The organism is Butyricimonas faecihominis (assembly GCF_033096445.1).
Taxonomy (GTDB): domain Bacteria; phylum Bacteroidota; class Bacteroidia; order Bacteroidales; family Marinifilaceae; genus Butyricimonas; species Butyricimonas faecihominis.
Map to the genome: position 1 here is coordinate 413,208 of NZ_AP028155.1, position 19,287 is coordinate 432,494.

Below are 19,287 nucleotides of genomic sequence, written 5' to 3' on the forward strand. Positions count from 1 at the left end.
CATACCGATTTATATGTTACCAGTAGCGTTCATCCGCCGAGCCGTAGAGAGCCAGCACCCGGTCGGTGTCGTTCTTCTTCTTTGCCCGCAGGTAGGACACGGATATGTTCTTGCGGGTGTAGTAGTTCACGAGGTTGCGGTAATTCAATAGATTTCGGTAGGCATTATCAATAATAGCCAGCCGTTCGGCATCCGTCAGTGACATACCCGTGATGTTCACTACATTCTTCAAGTCCTGCAACACGTCCGAGCTTTCCGACATCAGTTTGGCATAGCCGAACGAGATTGCCGACAGTTCGTCAGGCGTGAAATTCGGGTCTGCCAGCATACTTTGGAAATTGCGCACGTAGATTTCGGATATTTCCGCCACCAGTTCAATGGACTTCTTCACCTTGACACCGCCCTTAACCACGTCATGCACCGCTTTGAGCGCATCGTAATATTTTTTACCCTGCTGGAAAATCTTCTGCGCTTCCATGAAGCCGTCCAGCGTGTTCTTGGCTGTGGTGGAAGTCTGCACTATCTGCTTGGTGGTGTTGATGATACCCTGTGCCAAGTTGCCGGGGTCTGACACCACCCATTGGGCGGATGCCTTGCCGATGAAGCAAAGGCATACCGCCATAAGGAGAATTGTTTTCTTCATGTTCCTGATTTTTAAGTTGTTGATGATTGGGGATTGCGTTTGCTTTCCGCAAGCCGCTTGATAGCCAGTTCAAGGTTGCCGCCCAGCTTCTCGGCGAGGGCGAACAGTTCCATTTTTTCGCTTTCCTCTGTCGTGAACGTGTAATATTCTTCCAACGAAACTTCTGTGGCGTACACCGCCGACTGCGTGCCGCCCAGCGAGAAGAAAACTTCCTTGTACTTCCGTCCGGGGTGGTTCGCCATGTTGATAGACAATATCTGCGAACGCTCCTTGTCGGTCAGTCCGAGCAGGTTTTGTATGCTGTCAAACTTGTTGAGATATTTTCGCTGGTCTAACAGGATTTTGCAGTCCGAGTTGTTGATGATACTCTCTTTCACTATGGGCGAGGAAATAATATCTTCCACTTCCTGCGTTACCACAATCGCTTCCCCGAAATACTTTCGGACGGTTTTGTACAAATATTTTATGTAGTCCGCCATGTTCGCTGACGCAATCGCTTTCCACGCTTCCTCGATTAGTATTAACTTCCTTATTCCCTTTAATTTGCGCATCTTATTTATAAAGGCTTCCATGATGATGATAGTCGTTATCGGGAACAAAATCTTGTGGTCTTTGATGTTGTCCAATTCAAAGACAATGAAGCGTTTATGCAGCAAATCCAGTTCCTTGTCGGAGTTCAGCAGGTAGTCGTACTCACCGCCACGATAGTACGGTTCAAGCACGTTCAGGAAGTTATCTATGTCAAAATCCTTTTCCCTGACGTTCTTCTGTTCAAGTTGTCGGCGGTAATCATCCCGGACAAACTCGTAGAACGTGTTGAAGCAGGGCGTTACCGACCTGTCGCCCGTGATACGTTCGATATAGGCACTTACCGCATTTGACAACGCCACTTCTTCCGACCGCTTGGGGGCTTCATCGTCCCGCTTCCACAGGGTGAGTATAAGGGTTTTTATACTCTCTTTCTTCTCTATGTCAAATACCCCGTCCTCGACATAGAACGGGTTGAACGCTATCGGGTTCTCGTTGGTGTAGGTGAAATAAATCCCGTCCTCGCCGTGCGTGCGGTTGTGGATTAGCTGGGACAGCCCCAAGTAACTGTTACCCGTATCTACTAATAGCACGTGCGCGCCCTGCTCGTAATACTGGCGCACCATGTGGTTGGTGAAGAAAGACTTCCCGCTACCGCTCGGCCCAAGTATGAACTTGTTGCGGTTGGTGGTGATGCCTTTCTTCATGGGCAAATCCGATATGTCGATGTGCAGCGGGCGACCGCTTACCCTGTCCACCATTTTGATACCGAACGGCGAAAGCGAACTCTTGTAGTTCGTTTCTTCCACGAACAGGCAGAGAGCCTGCCCCAAGAACGTGTAGAAACTTTCCTCTGCGGGGAAGTCCGCCTCGTTGCCGGGTATGCCCGCCCAAAAGAGCGTGGGCGTGTCGGTGGTGTTGTGGCGTGGTTTGCACTCCATTAGTGCAAGCTGGCTTCCCACATCGTTGCGTATGCGTTTGAGTTCGTCCCTGTCGTCACTCCATGCCATGACGTTGCAGTGGCAACGCACCGAGATAAGCCCCTTGCTGTGGGCTTCGTTCAGGTACTCGTCTATCCACTCCTTGTTCACTTGGTTGGCACGGGAGTAACGGGAGAGCGATTGCATATTCCGGGCGGTCTGCTCGAAGTTCTTCAGGTTTTCGGCGTGGTCGTCTATGAAGATGAACTGGTTATAGATGTGGTTACACGACAACAGCACGCCCACCGGGGCGGCGAATGACAGTCGGCAGTCGCTCCGGTCTGTGGACAGCTTCTCAAATCGGCAGTCCGTCCCGACCTTTCCGGGCAAATTTTCCACGTCCGAGAGCGTGTGCAGGCACAGTATGTCGTCCCCGACACGCATTTCTTCCGGGTACAGCCCGATGTCTTTCAGGCAGGTGGTATCTGTCTGCGAGAGCGAGAAGTATTTCTCGATGATGCCCGCCTTTCCGTCCTGCCCGGTGATTTCCGATGCCGCCAGCCGGGTAAGGGTGACAAACCCGCTGTCGTTCATAATCCTTTCAAACTGCCCGACCGCTTCGATGAACTTTGCCGCCGCTTCCTTGTCGGCTATCTCCCGAGGGAGAATCCTGCCCCGGCAGAGGGTGGAGAAGTCGCTCTGTCGGCGGCTTCTCTCCCTTGTCGTCTTTGTCAGAAACAGGTAGCAGTAATGGTTCAGGAACGGGCGTTCATTGAAGTGCCGTTCAAAGGAGCGGCTTAAAAAACTAAGCTCGTCCCTTTCGGTGTCGGGCTGGTAGTTCTTCTTGATGAAGAAGTCCTGCTTGTGTACTATGGAGTAGTCTGGCAGCACCTTGATTGCCTTGTACCATGCCGAGTGTATGGCTTCGTACTCGGCACTGGTGACGGTGAACAGTTCGGGCAGTTCCACCCTGAAAGCCACCGTTATGTCGGCATCCTTTGAAATGATGCAACCGTTCTCCACCGCCAAAAGTGGAAATTTCCTCTCCAGCGTGGTAGCCTTTAATGTATTCCTCATGTTCTTTCTTCCTTTCTTCTTTTGTAGTTGAACAGCCGGGGTATCGCCTTTCGGCTGATAATGAAGCGTGGGTGTCTTTTGCGTGCGGCTGCTTTCATCAGCCCGTGCGTGCCGTACCGTGCGTTGAGCCGGAACGTCTGCCACACGAGCAGCAGCGAAGCCGACACAATGAAACCGATACATAGCCACTGGTTCACGCCCGCCATGAACAGGACGATGAACACCACGAAGACGGCAAGCAAGCCGCCGCAAAAGATAAAGAGGTACTGGCTTTTCAGCCCCTTGAACTCCACCGGCTTCCCGATACCCCTGTTTACCGGATATTCAGACATAGCCGCTGGTTTAGAGGAAGAACGACCGCAGGATAGTGGCGGCGACAATCAGGAAGATGCACGCCCCGAACCAACTGGCGGCGGTCTTTGAGGTGTCGGGGTCGCCGCTCGAAAACTTGTTATATACTTTTACCCCGCCAATCAAGCCGCAGACCGCCCCGATTGCGTACACCAGTTTTGTTCCGGGGTCGAAATACCCTGTGATTAGGTTCGTGGCTTCGGTGATGCCCGCCTGCCCGTTGCCCTGTGCGTAGGCACTTACCGCAGCGGCAAGGATAGCCGCCGACAAAAAGATTTTCTTTCTCATTGTGATTTGTTTTTAATGCCGGGCGGCGGGTGGGAAGTCCGCCTTACCCGGCTGGTGAATAATTTGAAATTTTAGTGGTCGGGGATAGTCCCGTTTGTCTGTTTGGTTTTCAGGTTGCCAATCAACCGTAATCACGTTGCTTCATGCTGTCAGATTTATACATTATTATATTATAGGAAATCGTTCATGTCGAACGCTTCGTGTTCCTTGCTTGTATTACCTACTTCGGCAGGGACGGCAGCCGTAGCCAGTTCCGCTTCGTTGCGTCCCAGCAGTTCCGCCACCTTTGCCAGCCCGCCATTGATGTTCTCCACCACCGCATCGTAGAGGTTCGTCCCCTCAATGCTTGCCAGTGTCCCGGCGGCTTGCCGCTGTTCCGCTTCGGTGGGGTTGTCGGCGTTCGCCGTGCGTACCGCTTTGCCCAGTTCGTCAAAGCTCACGCCCGTAGCCCGCCCGGTATCATCGTCACCGTCCATGTACCCGGCTATTTCCTCGTCCTCGTAGTCGGGTTCGTCATTCTCGTAACCGGGCGTTTCTTCCACTTCGGCTGCTGCTTCCGAAATGTTTTCTTCCGGCTGTCCGTCAGCCTGCGGCGCAAAAATAGTATCATTTTCAGCCGCTTTCGGGAGGTGTCCCGATTTGTCCTGCGCTGTCCCGATTTGTCCGCCCTTGTATCGGCTTTCACCTATCAGCGTGTAGCCTGAAACCCCGTTTCGTGGAAGCGGCGTATCATCCGTTCTGCCCGGTGATGTCCGGCTGTCCGTGTAGCGATACCACAGCCACAGGGCGATGTAGTACACCAAAAGCCCGGTTAATATGCAATAGGCTACCATAGCTAAAAGGGTTTTTGGAAGTGGCTTTCATACAAGGCGTTTATCTCGTCTTGGTACTGCTCGAAGTGGCGCAGCAGAATGTTTTCCACGTAGCTGCTTACCGTTACCTTTCGCCCGCCTATCACCGTCACGATACGCATCAGCTTCTCGTGCGTGGAACGGCTCACGTACAAGGGCTGTCGGTCTGCCAGTTCCACTTTCTGAAAGTAGGTTTCCCGGTAGTCGCCCGAACCGCCCTTGCGCTTGCGGGGTGTCGGTTTCTCTACTTGCACCGTTTCTGTTTGTGTTTCTTGCGGTACATCATTCGTCTTATTATTATCTTGTTTACTGGGTACGCCCTGCGAGATAAGTTCTTTCATGAAATCCTCGTCTATCTTCGGCATCCCGCCGCTTTGCTTTGCCATATCATTGTAATTTGATGTAGTACGTTATTTCGGTTATCAGTTCTTCCAAGTTGCTTCCCCTTACCAGCAGGCGGCTGGCGGGAAAGAGCGTGGAGCGGAACACCGCCTTTTTATCCGCTACCAGTTCCTTTTTGTAGCGTTTGGTATCGGGGATAAAGGTTTTCATCAGCGGCAGTTCCAGTTCCTTAATCGTCTTGTCGTAGGCGGTGTAAAGGTCTGTTTTCTCCCGCCCGTCCACCATGTTCCAAAAAAGGTACAGCCCGGCAAGTCGGCAGGCTTCATTCTTCACCAGTAGTTTTTGGATAGCCATTGCGAACGACAGGCTGCTTTCCAGCACCACCTTGTCGGCTGAAATGGGGGTGAAGATGTAGTCCATGCCCGCAAGGGAGTTTATCACGCCCTCGCTGTTTACCGTGCCGGGCAGGTCGAAAAACACAATATCCGGCACGTGTCCGGCGGCTATATGTTCGTCAGCCGTTGCAATCGCCTTTTCGGGCGAACTGCACAGTACCGGGTAGGCTTTCTTCCCCAGCCGGGTAAACTGTTCATACGCCATGCGCTTGTAATCTTCATCCGCCCCGACCTGCTCGGCATCCCGCTTTCGCATCCCGGCAATGGAGTGTTGGGGGTAGTCGCAATCGACCACCGCCACATCGTAGCCTTTGAGATAGTAGAGGTAACTCGCCGCCAGCACGGTAAAGGTTGTTTTGCCGACCCCGCCCTTTTGGGTGGAAAAGGCGACATACAGGGGTGTTTTCTCGTTTTCCATATTGCTTTCGTTCATTATTGGTTGATTTATTTATTGCTTTCAATCATTCATTCTTTCCATGTTTCAATCTTGAAATATTGAAAGACTGTTTTATTTCAATCTTGTTTTCCTGCTTTCATTCTTTCTTGAAATATTGAAATCCTGCAATCATGCTTTCTTGAAATCCGATGCAAAAAAAGGGAGAAAAAACGTCCCCTGAAAACCTTGTCCCGATTTGTCCTGCGCTGTCCCGATTTGTCCACCAACTGCCTATTTTACAGCATTATAAATCACCGTTACTTTGCAGCGGAGTAACGAACCGCCGGGGGCGCAGGTGTAAAACCGGGCTGGTGAACGGCAGGGCTTACCGCTTCACGCTAACCCCAATCCGTCCGTGACGGATTTCGATTTTCGTCAGAAAATAGCAAGGTGTGTTTTGTATGCTACAAAACCGTTTTCCGTGCCTGAAAACGCCTTGCCCCTTGCGGGGGTAAAAATCACTCCGAAGTCGTAATTTTTTAATCCAAAGAAGCATGGAAACAAGAAGAACCAACAAGGGTGGTCGCCCCGCCCTCGCAGACCCGGCGAAGCATCGCCATGTCCTTTACCTGAACGACCGGGAGAACGCCCGCTTCCTCTCGCAGTGGGAGCAGTCGGGCGTTACGAGCAAGTCCCGTTTCATCGCCGCCCGGTTGTTCGGCGAGCCGTTCCGGGTGGTGAAAGTGGATAAGTCAGCGGTCGAGTATTGCGCCCGGCTGACCGAATTTTACGCCCAGTTCCGGGCGGTTGCGGTCAATTACAACCAAGTCGTAAAGGCGTTGCACAGCAACTTTTCGGAGAAAAAGGCACTGGCTTTTCTCTATAAACTGGAGAAAGCGACCACCGAACTGGCGGCACTGAACCGCCAAGTTATTGCATTAACCAATGAATGCAAGGAACTATGGTTGCCAAAATAAGCACGGGCGGCAATATGTTCGGCGCACTGGCTTACAACCAAAACAAGGTGGACAGCGAGGAAGCAAAGGTGCTTTTCTCCAACCGGATGCTGTTGGGTGAGGACGGAAATTTCTCTATCGGCGAGTGTATGCGCAGCTTTGAAATGCAGATGCCTGTCCAGCTATCCACCAAGAAGCCGATACTTCATATTTCCATAAACCCGCACCCGGAAGACGTGCTGACAGACCAGCAGCTTTCCGACATTGCCAAAGAGTATATGCGGAAGTTGGGCTATGGCGACCAGCCTTATTTGGTATATAAACATACCGACATTGACCGCCACCATATCCACATCGTGGGGTTGCGGGTGGACGAGAACGGCAAGCCGCTGAATGACAGGTTCGAGCATCGGCGCAGCAAGCAAATCACCCGTGAACTGGAGCAGAAATACAACCTGCACCCGGCAGAGCGAAAGGAACGTGCCGAACGCCCCGAACTTAAAAAGGTGGATTATGCCGCCGGGGACGTGAAGCACCAAATAGGCAATACCGTGAAAGCGGCTTGCTATGGCTACCGCTTCCAGTCGTTCGGGGAGTACAAGGCTTTGCTTGCCGCTTACAACGTGTGCGCCGAGGAAGTCAAAGGCGAGATAAACGGCAAGCCCTATCAGGGCATTGTCTATTCTGCCATGAACGACAAGGGCGAAAAGGCGGGCAACCCGGTAAAGGCTTCCCGCATCGGCAAGTCGGTGGGGTATGAAGCGGTGCAGCGTAGAATGGAGAAATCGGGCGAAGCAATCAAGAACGGCAAGCTGAAAGAGCGCACACGGAAGATTGTCGCCACTGCCATGCAGACCACCCGCAGCCGCAAGGAACTGGAACAGCAGCTAAGAAAGCACGGCATTGACGTGGTATTCCGTCAGAACGACAGCGGGCGCATCTATGGCGTTACGTTCATCGACCACGACAGCCGGGTGGTGCTGAACGGTTCACGCTTGGGCAAGGAGTATTCGGCGAACGTGTTCAACGATTTGTATTCCGATGAAAGAAAAGCGGACATACGGCAGGAACAATCCACGCATCAGGAACAGCCGGGTTTTACGCCGAAATCCGATATCGTTCCGGGTGTGGCTTCTGTGCTGGGTGCTTTCGGTGGATTGTTGGGCGGCGGTGCATCAGGCGGTGACGAGCCGCAGGACACCGCCCGCCAAAAGAGAAAGAAGAAAAAGAAGCGCACAAGGCGCATTGACTAACTTAAAAAAACATTACAATCATGCAACAGGAAGATGATTTGAGAGGGCTTGCACGGGTCATGGACTTTATGCGGGCTGTCAGTATTCTATTGGTGGGAATAAACGTGTACTGGTTCTGTTACTCCACCCTGAAAGAATGGGGAGTGACGTTTGAGGTGATAGACAAGATACTGTGGAACTTCCAGCGCACCACCGGGCTGTTCTCGTCCGTCCTTTGGACGAAACTTTTTGCGGTGGTGTTCCTCGCCCTGTCGTGTATCGGCACTAAGGGCGTGAAAGAGGAAAAGATAACGTGGACGAAGATACATTGCAGCCTTGCGGCGGGAGTAACTTTGTTCTTTCTGAACTGGTGGTTGCTGGAACTTCCGCTGCCACATACGGCGGATGCCGTGTTTTATATCGTTACGCTATCGGCGGGCTATATCTGTATGCTCATGGCGGGTACGTGGGTGTCCCGGCTGTTGAAAAACAACCTCATGGATGATGTCTTTAATACCGAGAACGAAAGTTTCCAGCAGGAAACAAGGCTTATCGAGAACGAGTATTCGGTAAATCTGCCTACCCGGTTCTACTATAAGAAGAAATGGAATAATGGCTGGATAAATGTCGTGAACCCGTTCCGTGCCAGTCTTGTACTGGGAACGCCGGGCAGCGGTAAGTCGTATGCAGTGGTAAACAGTTACATAAAACAGCAAATTGAGAAAGGTTTTGCGCTCTATTGTTATGATTACAAATTCCCTGACCTTTCGGAAATCGCTTACAATCACCTGCTTACACACTTGAGCGGCTACAAGGTAAAGCCTAAGTTTTACGTTATCAATTTTGACGACCCCCGCAAGAGCCACCGATGCAACCCGATAAACGCCAGCTTCATGTCGGACATTGCGGATGCTTATGAAGCCAGCTATACGATTATGCTTAACCTCAATCGAAGCTGGATAAGCAAGCAGGGAGATTTCTTCGTGGAAAGCCCGATTATTCTTTTGGCGGCTATAATTTGGTATCTCCGTATCTATCAAGGCGGTAAGTATTGTACGTTCCCCCATGCCATTGAACTGTTGAACAAGAAATACGCCGATGTGTTCACCATTTTGCGCAGTTATCCCGAACTGGAAAACTATCTTTCTCCGTTTGTAGATGCTTGGGAATCAGACGCTCAAGAGCAGTTGCAGGGGCAGATAGCCAGTGCGAAAATCCCGCTTTCAAGGATGATTTCACCCGCCCTTTACTGGGTAATGACGGGCGATGATTTTTCACTCGACATCAACAACCCGAAAGAGCCTAAAATCTTGGTTGTCGGCAACAATCCTGACCGCCAAAATATCTACTCGGCAGCACTGGGATTATATAACAGTAGAATAGTGAAGCTGATAAACAAGAAAGGTCAGCTTAAAAGTTCGGTGATAATAGACGAGCTGCCAACGATTTATTTTCGAGGGCTTGACAATCTGATTGCAACCGCACGAAGCAACAAGGTAGCGGTTCTGCTGGGCTTTCAGGATTACAGCCAGCTTACCCGTGATTACGGGGACAAGGAAAGCCGGGTGATACAAAATACTGTGGGTAACGTGTTCAGCGGTCAGGTAGTCGGTGAAACAGCGAAAATCCTTTCCGAGCGTTTCGGAAAGGTGTTGCAGAAACGACAGAGCATGACAATCAACCAGCGGGAAAAGTCTACCTCGATAAGCACCCAAATGGACAGCCTGATACCCGCCAGCAAAATATCCAACCTCACGCAAGGTATGTTCGTGGGTGCTGTGGCGGACAACTTCGATGAACGGATAGAACAGAAGATTTTCCACTGTGAAATCGTGGTGGACAATGAAAAGGTGAAGCGGGAAACCGCCCGTTACGTGAAGTTGCCGCAGATTATCGACTTCACCGACAAGGACGGCAACGACCGGATGCAGGAAGAGATACAAGCCAACTATGACCGTATCCGTCAGGAAGTCCGGCAGATTGTCGAGGACGAGATAACCCGGATTAAGAATGACCCGGAGCTATGCCACCTCATAAAAGAGGAAGAATAACCGCAAGGAGGTGTGTCAAAATTCACACCTCTTTTTTTATGCACAAAGCCCCGACTTTCACAATCTGGGACTTTGTTATTACCTAAAGATTTTGTTTCTTTAAGCATAAAGTTTTCGTTATGCCAAAGATACATTTTCGCCCTTACAATCCCAACCAAACAGTGCTTTTTCCTCAAAGAATTGATGAGGATATTGCAGAAAACGATCCGGTGCGCATAGTTGACGCTCTGGTTGAGAGCCTGAATCTTGAAAGTTTCAAGAAATTGTATAAGGAATGCGGCCGCAGCCCTTACCATCCCAAGATGATGCTCAAGGTCATTCTGTATGCCTACATGAACAACGTCTACTCCTGCCGTAAAATAGAAAATCTCCTTCATCGTGACATTCATTATATCTGGCTTGCCGGATATGAGCAACCGGATTTCATTACCATCAACCGTTTCCGCAACCGGGTGAAGAAGGAAATCAACGAGGTGTTTACCCAAACCGTACTTCTTCTCTCTTTCAAAGGTTTCCTCAGTCTGAATGTGGAATACATTGACGGAACAAAGATTGAATCCAAAGCCAACAAGTACACTTTCGTCTGGCGAAAAACGGTTGAGCGGAATCGTGAACGCCTGATGAGGAAGATACATGTCCTGTTAGGACAGATAGATGATGTCATCGCCCAGGAGAAATCATCGAAAAGCTATGAGGCAGTTGAATTCACTCCGGCTATACTGACCGAAATGGCGGGAGAGTTACGTCATGCACTTGAAAGAGTTCCGGAGCCTTCCACTAAAGAGGAAAAGACTGCGCTGAAAAAGAAACGCAAACAACTGAAGGAGCTGGAAGAACACAGGGATAAGCTGCAGGAATACGACAACCATTTGGACACTATGCAAGAGAGGAACTCCTATTCCAAGACAGACAAGGACGCTACTTTTATGAGAATGAAGGAGGATGCCATGCGTAACGGCCAGACAAAGCCCGGCTACAACCTTCAGATCGGCACCGAGAACCAGTTCATTACCGATTTTGCACTCTTCCCGAACCCTACGGATACACTGACCCTGATACCTTTTCTGCAATCCTTCTCAAGCAGATATGACAGATTGGCCGGTACGGTGGTTGCCGATTCCGGTTATGGATCTGAGGAGAATTACCGCTTCATGTCAGAAAACGGTATGGAAGCCTACGTCAAGTACAACTGCTTTCACATGGAGCAGCGGCCGAGATTCAAACCGGACCCGTTCAAGACGGAAAACCTCTACTACAATGAAGAATATGACTATTGTATATGCCCCATGGGGCAGGAGATGCGGAGGATAGGTACCAGACATCTAAAAACTGCATCCGGATATGTCAGCGAAAATGCCAGATACAGAGCCGTCAGATGTGAAGGCTGTCCGCTAAGATGCCGATGTTTTAAAGCAAAAGGAAACAGAACGATAGAATTGAATCACAGACTCAGAAGATACAAGCAGAAAGCCAAAGAACTGCTATGTTCCAAGGAAGGACTGAAACACAGAGGACAGAGATGTATAGAACCGGAAGCTGTGTTCGGACAAATAAAATACAATATGAACTACAAACGTTTCCGCCATTTTGGAAAGGATAAGGTATTCATGGACTTTTCCTTCTTGGCTATTGCCTTCAATATAAAAAAGATGTGTGCAAAAATGAGAAAAGAAGGTATGAATTGGATGATGAGACTGTTTTATGAACTTACAACTGCTGTTTTTAGATGTTGGGAACAAATAAATCAAAGAAGTATCCAAAATATCGCAGCTTAAAAAATGAACCGATTTTTATAGTATACGAAAAAAAGAAGGTACATCGTACATTACGACACACCTTCTTGTTTTTAAGTTGATTTTATTATATAGTTTCTAATTTCGTAACATCTAATACAATATTATCAGCAGCTATACGATTACACACACTTAATTTAATTTCTTCTTCGATTATCTTTTTGTCAAAATCTAACTTATCTAATAAGAAACGATGTTTTATCTCAAATAACTGAAATACATCATCCCAAGTCATTGCGTATATTTCAAATTGTTCTTTTATATGAACTAAAAACCGTTTATTCTTATCTTGAAATGATTTATATTGGTCTTTTATGAAATCATCAACTTTGTTGCTTACAACAAAGAATTTCCACGAACGCATTTGACTATTAAATCGTTCTTCTCCTTTTATTAAGTCTAAGTAATCTTCAATTTGGCGAAATTGTTTTTTGCCTATTGTTACTGTCGGACGTTTTAATTCAACTATGACATTTTCTTCCAACATATTTGAAAAATCCGAACTGTCAGCAACTTTATGTTTTCTACACATAAAAATATCAGGTCGTCTATTCCGTTCCGCTGAATCTATCTGTTGGCTATCTTCATTACCATCTAATATGTATAAGTAATTAGACAACGCCTTTTCAAAGGTATCATCGGCTGATACCAAATGAAATTGTTCTCCAAATAACCAATAATTTTCTTCTATCGCAATTTGAATATGTTCTCTTTCCGTAGAAAACTTTTTTAGGTCGAAAACAAGATTTTTTAGTTGTTCAACAACTTCAAATCTATTTCGTATCATTTTTATAGTTCGTAATATTCGGCTTAACGATGTTGTTCTTAAAGTTTGAGATAGTTGAACTCGTTCTTCTGTTGATAAAGTAACGATTCCGCTAAGAATAGAGAGTATATTTTCTCTTTCGTCTGTATCCAATAAAAGATTTAAGAATCCAACACAAGTTTGTTGTTGTTCTTTCTTTAAGCCTTTAAATATTTTGGGTTGTATGCAGTATATTTCTTTGATTACATTTAATAAATCGAGCTTCCTTTCTTGGTCGTACTTATTATCTCGAAATGCTGGAAGCACGCCATTTCTTTCATAATCAGCGATTAATTTATTCGCCGCACTTTCTTTTACATATTTCTTTTCCTTTTCTTTCAAAAAGGAAAGAAGTTTCTTTTTTAGATTTTTATAAACACTATCCGATTGATTCTTAACTCCATCTATTCTTGGGTGTGGCTTTTCATCAAAGGAAAAGTTATCAAAATAAGGAGAAACAATATAAATACTATGAAAGAAATTTATTGCATTATTATTAAACGATGTCAGTTCCTTGCCAAGTTCATAATTGTTACTATTCAAGTAATAGTAATAGAATTTATCACCAATTTTTTTACTCCAACGGATATATGAAATTTCAAATTCAAAGCCTGAAATAACCTCCGTTACAGTTTCGTCTTCAGTTATCAAATATTCATAGTCAATAGCTGTCCCATTAATAGTTATTGAGTACCCTTTTTCTTTATTTAAATGCAAAAACCAGCCAAATTCTTGGGCAAGAAATTCGCTAAAAGAGGGTTGTATAAAATGCCATGATGATAATTTCTTTAAATTGTAAAAGAACACATCTGTTCCCGTATTACCACTTTTTATTATCTGATTGTTGTCTGTTTCGTAATGGTCTTTATCTCCCTCATTAATTGTTATATCATATTGCAATATTGCCCCATCTTCTTTTTCATATCGTGTTCTCCAAACCGCTTTCGAACAGAAGTTTATAAATGAGAATCTACCTTTCCCCATTTTCCCTCTGACCTCTGATGTCCGTTGAAATGTTTGTTGCTTTTGTGAATCAAGAAAAGCGCCAAATGTAGAAGCAATGGTTGATAAGTTTATCCCTTCTCCATTATCAGAAACAATAAAATGAGATATATAACCAATTTCATTAGCTTCAAATTGAATATTCACATTTGTAGCCTTTGCATCAAAACTATTCCAAATATATTCAGCAATAGCTAACTTATAATCAGACGGTATTCCTGCATTGTCAATACTCTTATTGCGTAGTGTTACTTTACTTCTCATATTTGTATAGTTCTATATTTTTCAAATTTAACCAGTATTTCGTGCAGGTTCTTCAATGCTTCCACAGCCTTGCCTATCGGCGGCATATTGCTTTTGTCAAAGGTCAGTTTCTTCAAATCGGTAATGTACGCCGTAGCCACTTCGGGTAACGCCATGACCGCTTCGGCATCCTTGAATATCGGTGCATCAGCCAGCGACAAGTGCGAACGGGAGTTTTTGTTTAGCCCGTCCTCTATCGTCACCCGGTACATGGCATCCAAGAAATCTTCCGAATGTAGGTAATCGTTATATTCCTGATTGTGGTAGAGTGCCGACAAGTCGTAAACGTCACGGATATGCTTTGCCAACAGTGCGGCTGCATCCTCATTGTAAGACAGCTTTACCAGCCTTGAAATCTTGTCGCAGATAGTCTTTCGGGGATTGATACACTGCGTTTCAAAACTTCCCAGCCCGTAGGTGCTTATCAGTTCCTCTTGCCCGATGCTTTCAAGAAAGGCGGTCACAATCGGTTTGATAACCCGCTTGTCTGCCGGGTAGAACATCAGTTTTTTGTCCGGCAGGTCACAAGATTTTATCTCTAATTCCAAATGCTCTTTAAGTCCCACGCCTTGAAATACATTGTCATACGAGAAATACAGTTTGCGGTAATTACCGCCCGTTTCCGACAAATCTTCCTTGTATATGTCACTGTTGAGTTCGGCTATGTATTTGGAAAGTTTCTTGTTCAATGTCTTTTCCGCCTGCTTGGACGCACCTTTGTCACCCGTAAACACGAACAAGTCCAAATCTTCCGAGAAACGTTCTATCAGCCCGTAGGCTTTGGAAAGTGAAGTTCCGCCTTTGAAGTAGGTCTTATCCGCATATTCGGACATGGAAATATCCCGCAGTATCTTCGATACCCAGTAATCCTTTTCCACGTGCGACTGCTCGTAGCCGAAATGTTCAGCCGCCAGTGCGATGATTTCCTTGAACGCTTCTTTGTCCGAATGTAAATTCATATTTCTGTCCTATGCTGTTTTGTAATCCAAGTTGAACCGTGTCGTGGGAAGAATGGTCTTTGCCATTTCTGTTTGCAATACGGTTTGTCTGATGTCGCCCAGTATATCCGCCACCACCTTTCTGACACGTGGCGGGTAACTTTTCGCCAAAGATACGATTTTTTCCAGTTCCGGAAGGCTATACCCGTTGAAATATTGGCTTTTGACCCGGTTGTAGATGTCCTGCCCGGTGGTTCCGGGTATGCGCTTCATGTCCTTTATCGCATCGAGCAGCCGCAAGTACGGGACAAGGCTTTCATCCGGGTAGTCCATGCTGTATGCTTTCACACACTCTATATCCAAGTTCTTGAAACGGAAACGGCGTACCGGGTTTGGAGTGGCTATCGTTATGGTTGTGGCGACCTGTTCGGTAAGCCCCATTTTGTTATAGACGTAAGCACCCGTGATATAGCCGTTCAGTTTTTCAGTCAGGTAGCGGAACTGTTCATCCTGATAGACAGGCAGCTTTCCCAGTCCCAGCACTGATTTCTTAGGACGATAGTACGCCCCCTTTTCAACCCGAACCAGTATCCCTTTGCGACTCTGTTCGGAGAGTAGCACCGCAACATTGGCGGTCTTTTCCGTTTCAAACGACAAATCCCGGAACGTGAATATACGCCCGGTATCTATCCGTTCAATCTGCCCAAGTATCTCTTTCCTGAATGAAGCCATATTTATGTACTTTGTTTCTATCTGCAAAGATAGTATATTATGTAATCACCTGCAAAAACATAACAAATATTTTGCCGAAGATGTTTTCATTTCTCCAACTGTTGGTTGGATATTTTCATCTGACCCGGACAAATCGGGACAGCGCAGGACAAATTCGGACAGCCGTTTCCGCCCGTCCAAATATAGCATATTTAGTCGCTACCTTTGGGCGGGACTATTCCCGTAACCGCTAAAATTTCAATTATTTATGGCAAACAGAATGACCCCGCCCGCAGAGGGGCAGGAAAAAGACGTGCTGCTGGTCTTGGATAAACAGCAGGGCAAGGTGAGTGCCGTTAAGGGTATCGACAAGGAGGGCAATTTGCAGACCGTACCGCCGACACGGGGCGGCGAGTTCATGCAGGTGGACAAGAACAGCGATGTGTTCAGCAACTTCATTTCCAATTTCTTCCGCAAGTTTCAGGATACTTCCGGGCTGGAACTTTTCAGTGTCAAGGCTTCCGAAGTGGAGCAGGACGCAAAGGCAATCGAGGACAACCACCGCAACCCCACGACGGAGGGCGACAAGCGGGCTGAAATGCTTCGAGTTCCGAAGCCCGACTTCCACGAGTTCAAGCAGGGCTACCGCTTCGACCCGGCAAAAATCGACTGGGAGAACCTGAAAAAAGTCGGCATCACCGCCGACACACTGAAAAACACGAAGGACTTCGACCGGGTGATGCGTGGATACAAGTCCCGCAACACCTACACCGTTTCGGGGACGGTGGGCGGCTTCTACCTCAAACCTACCGATGTCAAGCTCTCTTTCTATCAGGCAAAGGACGGCACGGTAGTACCCAAGCTGCACGGCGTGCAGCAGGACGAGAAACTGTTGCAACGCCCGTTCCATGAACACAGGTTCACCAAGCAGGAACAGGGCAACTTGCAAGGCACTGGCAACTTGGGCGGCATCGCTGAAATCAAAGACCCGAAAAGCGGCGGGCAAATCCCCGTGTTCGTCAGCCGGGACAGGTACACGCACGAACTGGAGTATATGCGGGCTGACAAGTGGAAATGCCCCGACACCATTTGCGGCGTGAAAGTCAGCCCAGAACAGAAAGCCGCCTTTGAAGCCGGGCAAGCGGTGAAAATGGAAAACCTGCAATTTAGGGACGGCACGAAGCGCAGTGCCTATTTGCAGGTCAGTGCGGTGGAGCGTGGCTTGGAGTTCCTGCCGAGGTCTGCCGTCCAATTCTTGCAGCAGGGACAACAGCCCACAGAGCAGCAGGTAGCCGGGATAAAGGACGGCAAGGGCGTTGAGTTCAACGGTCATGTGCAGCCCGGCACACAGGGCAAATCCCCCGACAAGGTGAAGCCGAAAGACGTTACCCCCGCCGCCGAGAGCCGGATACAGGTAGCGGTCAATTCGGAGGGCAAGACCAACGAAGCCACCAAACGGGGCAAAGAGCCGCTGAAACAGGGTCAGGACAAGCCCACCGCCAAGCAGAAAGAGAAGCATGAGAAAGCGCAGGACAAGAGCCTGAAAGCGGACAAGCCCAAGAAGTCCAGAGGAATGAAAATGTAATATCCACCATTAAAAAGTAAAGAATTATGATTGCATTGATAGCAGAGAAGCCCAGCGTGGCAAAAGACATCGCCCGCATCATCGGTGCGACCCAGCGTAATGACGGTTATCTTTCCGGCAACGGGTATATGGTGACATGGGCGTTCGGCCACTTAATCCAGCTTGCCATGCCGGAAGCCTATGGCGTGGCGAACTTCCGCAGGGAGAGCCTGCCCATACTGCCGCCCGATTTCCAGCTAATCCCCCGTCAGGTGAAAGCGGAGAAAGGTTATAAGGCAGACCCCGGCGTGCTGAAACAGTTGAAAGTGATAAAGGAAGTGTTCGACCAGTGCGACCGGATTATTGTCGCCACCGATGCCGGGCGTGAGGGTGAGCTAATCTTCCGCTATATCTTCCATTACCTGAACTGCCGTAAGCCTTTCGTGCGCCTGTGGATAAGCAGCCTTACCGACAAGGCAATCCGTGAGGGGCTGGATAACTTGCAGCCGGGCGAATGTTACGATAACCTCTACCTCTCTGCCAAGTCCCGCAGCGAAGCGGACTGGCTGATAGGGATAAACGCCACCCAAGCGTTGAGCGTAGCCGCCGGACAGGGGGTGTTCTCGCTGGGGAGGGTGCAGACACCCACGCTCGTGATGATATGCAGCCGCTATTTGGAGAACAGGAATTTCGTACCCGCCAAGTTTTGGCAACTCAAAGCCCATACCGCCAGCGGGGGAATAAGTTTCACCGCCCAATCGACCGCCAAGTGGGAGCAGCAGCCCGAAGCCATAGCCGCCCTGCAACGGGTAAAGGATGCCGGACAACTCTTTGTTAAATCCGTTGAGAGGAAAGAAGCCAGCCAAGAACCGCCGCTTTTGTACGACCTTACCACGCTGCAAAAGGAAGCCAATACAAAGCTGAATTTCTCGGCTGACAAGACGCTTTCCGTAGCGCAAAGCCTGTATGAAAAGAAAGTGATGTCCTACCCGAGAACCGGAAGCCGCTATATATCGGAGGACGTTTTCGATGAAATGCCGGAGCGTGTCGCCCTGCTGGGGCAATACTCTCGCTTTGCCGGGTATGCCGCTGGGCTGGACGGCACACCCCTGAACCGCCGTAGCGTGAATGACGGCAAAGTGACCGACCATCACGCCTTAATCGTTACCGAGAACCTGCCCGGCGAACTCACCAAAGACGAGTGGGCGGTTTACGAGCTGGTAGCCGGGCGTATGCTGGAAGCCTTTTCGGGCAAGTGCGTGAAAGACGTTACCACCGCCATATTGTCGGCTGGAGATACCGACTTCACGGTGAAAGAGTCTGTGATGAAAGAAGCCGGGTGGCGTGCCGTGTTCGGCGAGCAGGAAACGGGCGGGGACGAAGAAGCCGCCAGCCTGCCGCCGCTTCAAGAGGGCGAAAGCCTGCCGATTTCCAACGTGGAACTGTTGGAGAAGCAGACCAAGCCGAAACCGCTGCACACGGAAAGCAGCCTGCTTGCCGCAATGGAGAACGCCGGAAAGGAACTGGAAGATGCCGAACTGAAAGCCAGCCTGAAAGATGCCGGGATAGGCACGCCCGCCACCCGTGCGGCGATTATCGAAACGCTGTTCGCCCGCCAGTACATCGTGCGTGAGAAGAAGAACCTTGTACCTACCGACAAGGGGCTTGCCGTTTATGGGATTGTCAAGGACAAGAAGATTGCTGATGTCGAAATGACGGGTATGTGGGAAACCGCCCTTTCCAAGATAGAAGCGGGCAGCATGGATGCCGACACGTTCCGAAAGGGCATCGAGGTGTACGCAACGCAAATCACCGCAGAACTGCTATCGGTGCAGCTATCTGTCGCTACTGGTGAAACCTGTCCCTGCCCCAAATGCAATAACGGGCGCATCCTGTTCTACCCGAAAGTGGCGAAGTGTTCCAACGTGGACTGCACGCTTACCATATTCCGCAACAAGTGCGACAAGCAACTGACCGACAAGCAGATTGTCGAACTGGTGACGAAACGCAAGACCGGGCTAATCAAGGGCTTCAAGGGCAAGAACGGCAAGGCTTTCGATGCTTCGCTGGTACTGGACGAACAGTTCAATGTCGGTTTTTCATTCCCCGAAAAGAAAGCGAAACCGAAGAAATAGCCTATCTTTGCCGCTGAAATTTCATT

Annotated in this window: 16 protein-coding genes; 6 read left to right on the top strand and 10 right to left on the bottom strand. The window is 48.6% G+C overall.

What is annotated here, in order from left to right; genetic code table 11:
- Nucleotides 1-16 precede the first annotated feature (16 nt).
- From R8806_RS01680 to R8806_RS01710, 7 genes are all read right to left on the bottom strand, one after another.
- On the bottom strand, nucleotides 17-643 hold the full coding sequence (locus R8806_RS01680; RefSeq protein ID WP_124317524.1) for a DUF4141 domain-containing protein: 627 nt from the start codon (nucleotides 641-643) through the stop codon (nucleotides 17-19).
- A gap of 11 nt (nucleotides 644-654) precedes the next feature.
- Nucleotides 655-3,168, bottom strand: coding sequence for a TraG family conjugative transposon ATPase (locus R8806_RS01685; RefSeq protein ID WP_124317525.1), 2,514 nt, complete (start codon nucleotides 3,166-3,168; stop codon nucleotides 655-657).
- Complete coding sequence (locus R8806_RS01690; protein WP_010803765.1) at nucleotides 3,165-3,500, bottom strand: DUF4133 domain-containing protein; 336 nt, start codon at nucleotides 3,498-3,500, stop codon at nucleotides 3,165-3,167. Before R8806_RS01690 ends, R8806_RS01685 begins: the two co-directional genes overlap by 4 nt.
- Nucleotides 3,501-3,510: 10 nt before the next feature.
- On the bottom strand, nucleotides 3,511-3,807 hold the full coding sequence (locus R8806_RS01695; protein WP_004309970.1) for a DUF4134 domain-containing protein: 297 nt from the start codon (nucleotides 3,805-3,807) through the stop codon (nucleotides 3,511-3,513).
- Between the two features lie 170 nt (nucleotides 3,808-3,977).
- Nucleotides 3,978-4,640: a hypothetical protein gene (locus tag R8806_RS01700; RefSeq protein WP_124317542.1), complete on the bottom strand. Its 663-nt coding sequence runs from the start codon at nucleotides 4,638-4,640 to the stop codon at nucleotides 3,978-3,980.
- Nucleotides 4,641-4,642: 2 nt separating this feature from the next.
- Nucleotides 4,643-5,044, bottom strand: coding sequence for a DUF3408 domain-containing protein (locus R8806_RS01705; RefSeq protein ID WP_124317541.1), 402 nt, complete (start codon nucleotides 5,042-5,044; stop codon nucleotides 4,643-4,645).
- 1 nt (nucleotide 5,045) lies between these two features.
- Nucleotides 5,046-5,828: a ParA family protein gene (locus tag R8806_RS01710; RefSeq protein ID WP_124317540.1), complete on the bottom strand. Its 783-nt coding sequence runs from the start codon at nucleotides 5,826-5,828 to the stop codon at nucleotides 5,046-5,048.
- Nucleotides 5,829-6,325: 497 nt separating this feature from the next.
- Here R8806_RS01710 and mobA point away from each other — a divergent pair, with 497 nt between their 5' ends.
- The 4 genes from mobA (at nucleotide 6,326) to R8806_RS01730 (ending at nucleotide 11,785) form a co-directional block, all read left to right on the top strand.
- Entirely contained in the window at nucleotides 6,326-6,748 is a 423-nt protein-coding gene (gene mobA / locus R8806_RS01715) for a conjugal transfer protein MobA (RefSeq protein WP_124317538.1), read from the top strand.
- Entirely contained in the window at nucleotides 6,733-7,980 is a 1,248-nt protein-coding gene (gene mobB / locus R8806_RS01720) for a conjugal transfer protein MobB (RefSeq protein ID WP_124317537.1), read from the top strand. Before mobA ends, mobB begins: the two co-directional genes overlap by 16 nt.
- Before the next feature lie 20 nt (nucleotides 7,981-8,000).
- Entirely contained in the window at nucleotides 8,001-10,010 is a 2,010-nt protein-coding gene (gene mobC / locus R8806_RS01725; protein WP_124317536.1) for a conjugal transfer protein MobC, read from the top strand.
- Between the two features lie 119 nt (nucleotides 10,011-10,129).
- Complete coding sequence (locus tag R8806_RS01730) at nucleotides 10,130-11,785, top strand: IS1182 family transposase (RefSeq protein WP_124317535.1); 1,656 nt, start codon at nucleotides 10,130-10,132, stop codon at nucleotides 11,783-11,785.
- Between the two features lie 85 nt (nucleotides 11,786-11,870).
- Here R8806_RS01730 and R8806_RS01735 read toward each other — a convergent pair whose 3' ends face one another.
- The 3 genes from R8806_RS01735 to R8806_RS01745 are packed head-to-tail and all read right to left on the bottom strand — an operon-like array spanning nucleotide 11,871 to nucleotide 15,583.
- The gene (locus tag R8806_RS01735; protein ID WP_151411436.1) at nucleotides 11,871-13,874 is read right to left on the bottom strand and encodes an ATP-binding protein; all 2,004 of its coding nucleotides are present in this window, start codon (nucleotides 13,872-13,874) and stop codon (nucleotides 11,871-11,873) included.
- The gene (locus R8806_RS01740; RefSeq protein ID WP_124316185.1) at nucleotides 13,871-14,872 is read right to left on the bottom strand and encodes a nucleotidyl transferase AbiEii/AbiGii toxin family protein; all 1,002 of its coding nucleotides are present in this window, start codon (nucleotides 14,870-14,872) and stop codon (nucleotides 13,871-13,873) included. Before R8806_RS01740 ends, R8806_RS01735 begins: the two co-directional genes overlap by 4 nt.
- 9 nt (nucleotides 14,873-14,881) lie before the next feature.
- Nucleotides 14,882-15,583, bottom strand: coding sequence for a DUF6088 family protein (locus R8806_RS01745; RefSeq protein ID WP_124316184.1), 702 nt, complete (start codon nucleotides 15,581-15,583; stop codon nucleotides 14,882-14,884).
- 247 nt (nucleotides 15,584-15,830) lie between these two features.
- Between R8806_RS01745 and R8806_RS01750 the strand changes: the two genes are divergently transcribed.
- Together R8806_RS01750 and R8806_RS01755 are read left to right on the top strand one after the other, a co-directional pair.
- Nucleotides 15,831-17,147, top strand: coding sequence for a DUF3945 domain-containing protein (locus R8806_RS01750; protein ID WP_124316182.1), 1,317 nt, complete (start codon nucleotides 15,831-15,833; stop codon nucleotides 17,145-17,147).
- 26 nt (nucleotides 17,148-17,173) lie between these two features.
- Nucleotides 17,174-19,261 (top strand): type IA DNA topoisomerase, encoded by a 2,088-nt coding sequence (locus tag R8806_RS01755; RefSeq protein ID WP_124316181.1) that lies wholly within the window; start codon nucleotides 17,174-17,176, stop codon nucleotides 19,259-19,261.
- The last annotated feature ends 26 nt before the right edge of the window (nucleotides 19,262-19,287 follow it).

Excerpts from the sequence above, each read along its gene's own strand:
- R8806_RS01680 (WP_124317524.1), bottom strand. The coding sequence starts at position 643 with ATGAAGAAAACAATTCTCCTTATGGCGGTATGCCTTTGCTTCATCGGC.
- R8806_RS01685 (WP_124317525.1), bottom strand. The coding sequence starts at position 3,168 with ATGAGGAATACATTAAAGGCTACCACGCTGGAGAGGAAATTTCCACTT.
- R8806_RS01690 (WP_010803765.1), bottom strand. The coding sequence starts at position 3,500 with ATGTCTGAATATCCGGTAAACAGGGGTATCGGGAAGCCGGTGGAGTTC.
- R8806_RS01695 (WP_004309970.1), bottom strand. The coding sequence starts at position 3,807 with ATGAGAAAGAAAATCTTTTTGTCGGCGGCTATCCTTGCCGCTGCGGTA.
- R8806_RS01700 (WP_124317542.1), bottom strand. The coding sequence starts at position 4,640 with ATGGTAGCCTATTGCATATTAACCGGGCTTTTGGTGTACTACATCGCC.
- R8806_RS01705 (WP_124317541.1), bottom strand. The coding sequence starts at position 5,044 with ATGGCAAAGCAAAGCGGCGGGATGCCGAAGATAGACGAGGATTTCATG.
- R8806_RS01710 (WP_124317540.1), bottom strand. The coding sequence starts at position 5,828 with ATGAACGAAAGCAATATGGAAAACGAGAAAACACCCCTGTATGTCGCC.
- mobA (WP_124317538.1), top strand. The coding sequence starts at position 6,326 with ATGGAAACAAGAAGAACCAACAAGGGTGGTCGCCCCGCCCTCGCAGAC.
- mobB (WP_124317537.1), top strand. The coding sequence starts at position 6,733 with ATGGTTGCCAAAATAAGCACGGGCGGCAATATGTTCGGCGCACTGGCT.
- mobC (WP_124317536.1), top strand. The coding sequence starts at position 8,001 with ATGCAACAGGAAGATGATTTGAGAGGGCTTGCACGGGTCATGGACTTT.
- R8806_RS01730 (WP_124317535.1), top strand. The coding sequence starts at position 10,130 with ATGCCAAAGATACATTTTCGCCCTTACAATCCCAACCAAACAGTGCTT.
- R8806_RS01735 (WP_151411436.1), bottom strand. The coding sequence starts at position 13,874 with ATGAGAAGTAAAGTAACACTACGCAATAAGAGTATTGACAATGCAGGA.
- R8806_RS01740 (WP_124316185.1), bottom strand. The coding sequence starts at position 14,872 with ATGAATTTACATTCGGACAAAGAAGCGTTCAAGGAAATCATCGCACTG.
- R8806_RS01745 (WP_124316184.1), bottom strand. The coding sequence starts at position 15,583 with ATGGCTTCATTCAGGAAAGAGATACTTGGGCAGATTGAACGGATAGAT.
- R8806_RS01750 (WP_124316182.1), top strand. The coding sequence starts at position 15,831 with ATGGCAAACAGAATGACCCCGCCCGCAGAGGGGCAGGAAAAAGACGTG.
- R8806_RS01755 (WP_124316181.1), top strand. The coding sequence starts at position 17,174 with ATGATTGCATTGATAGCAGAGAAGCCCAGCGTGGCAAAAGACATCGCC.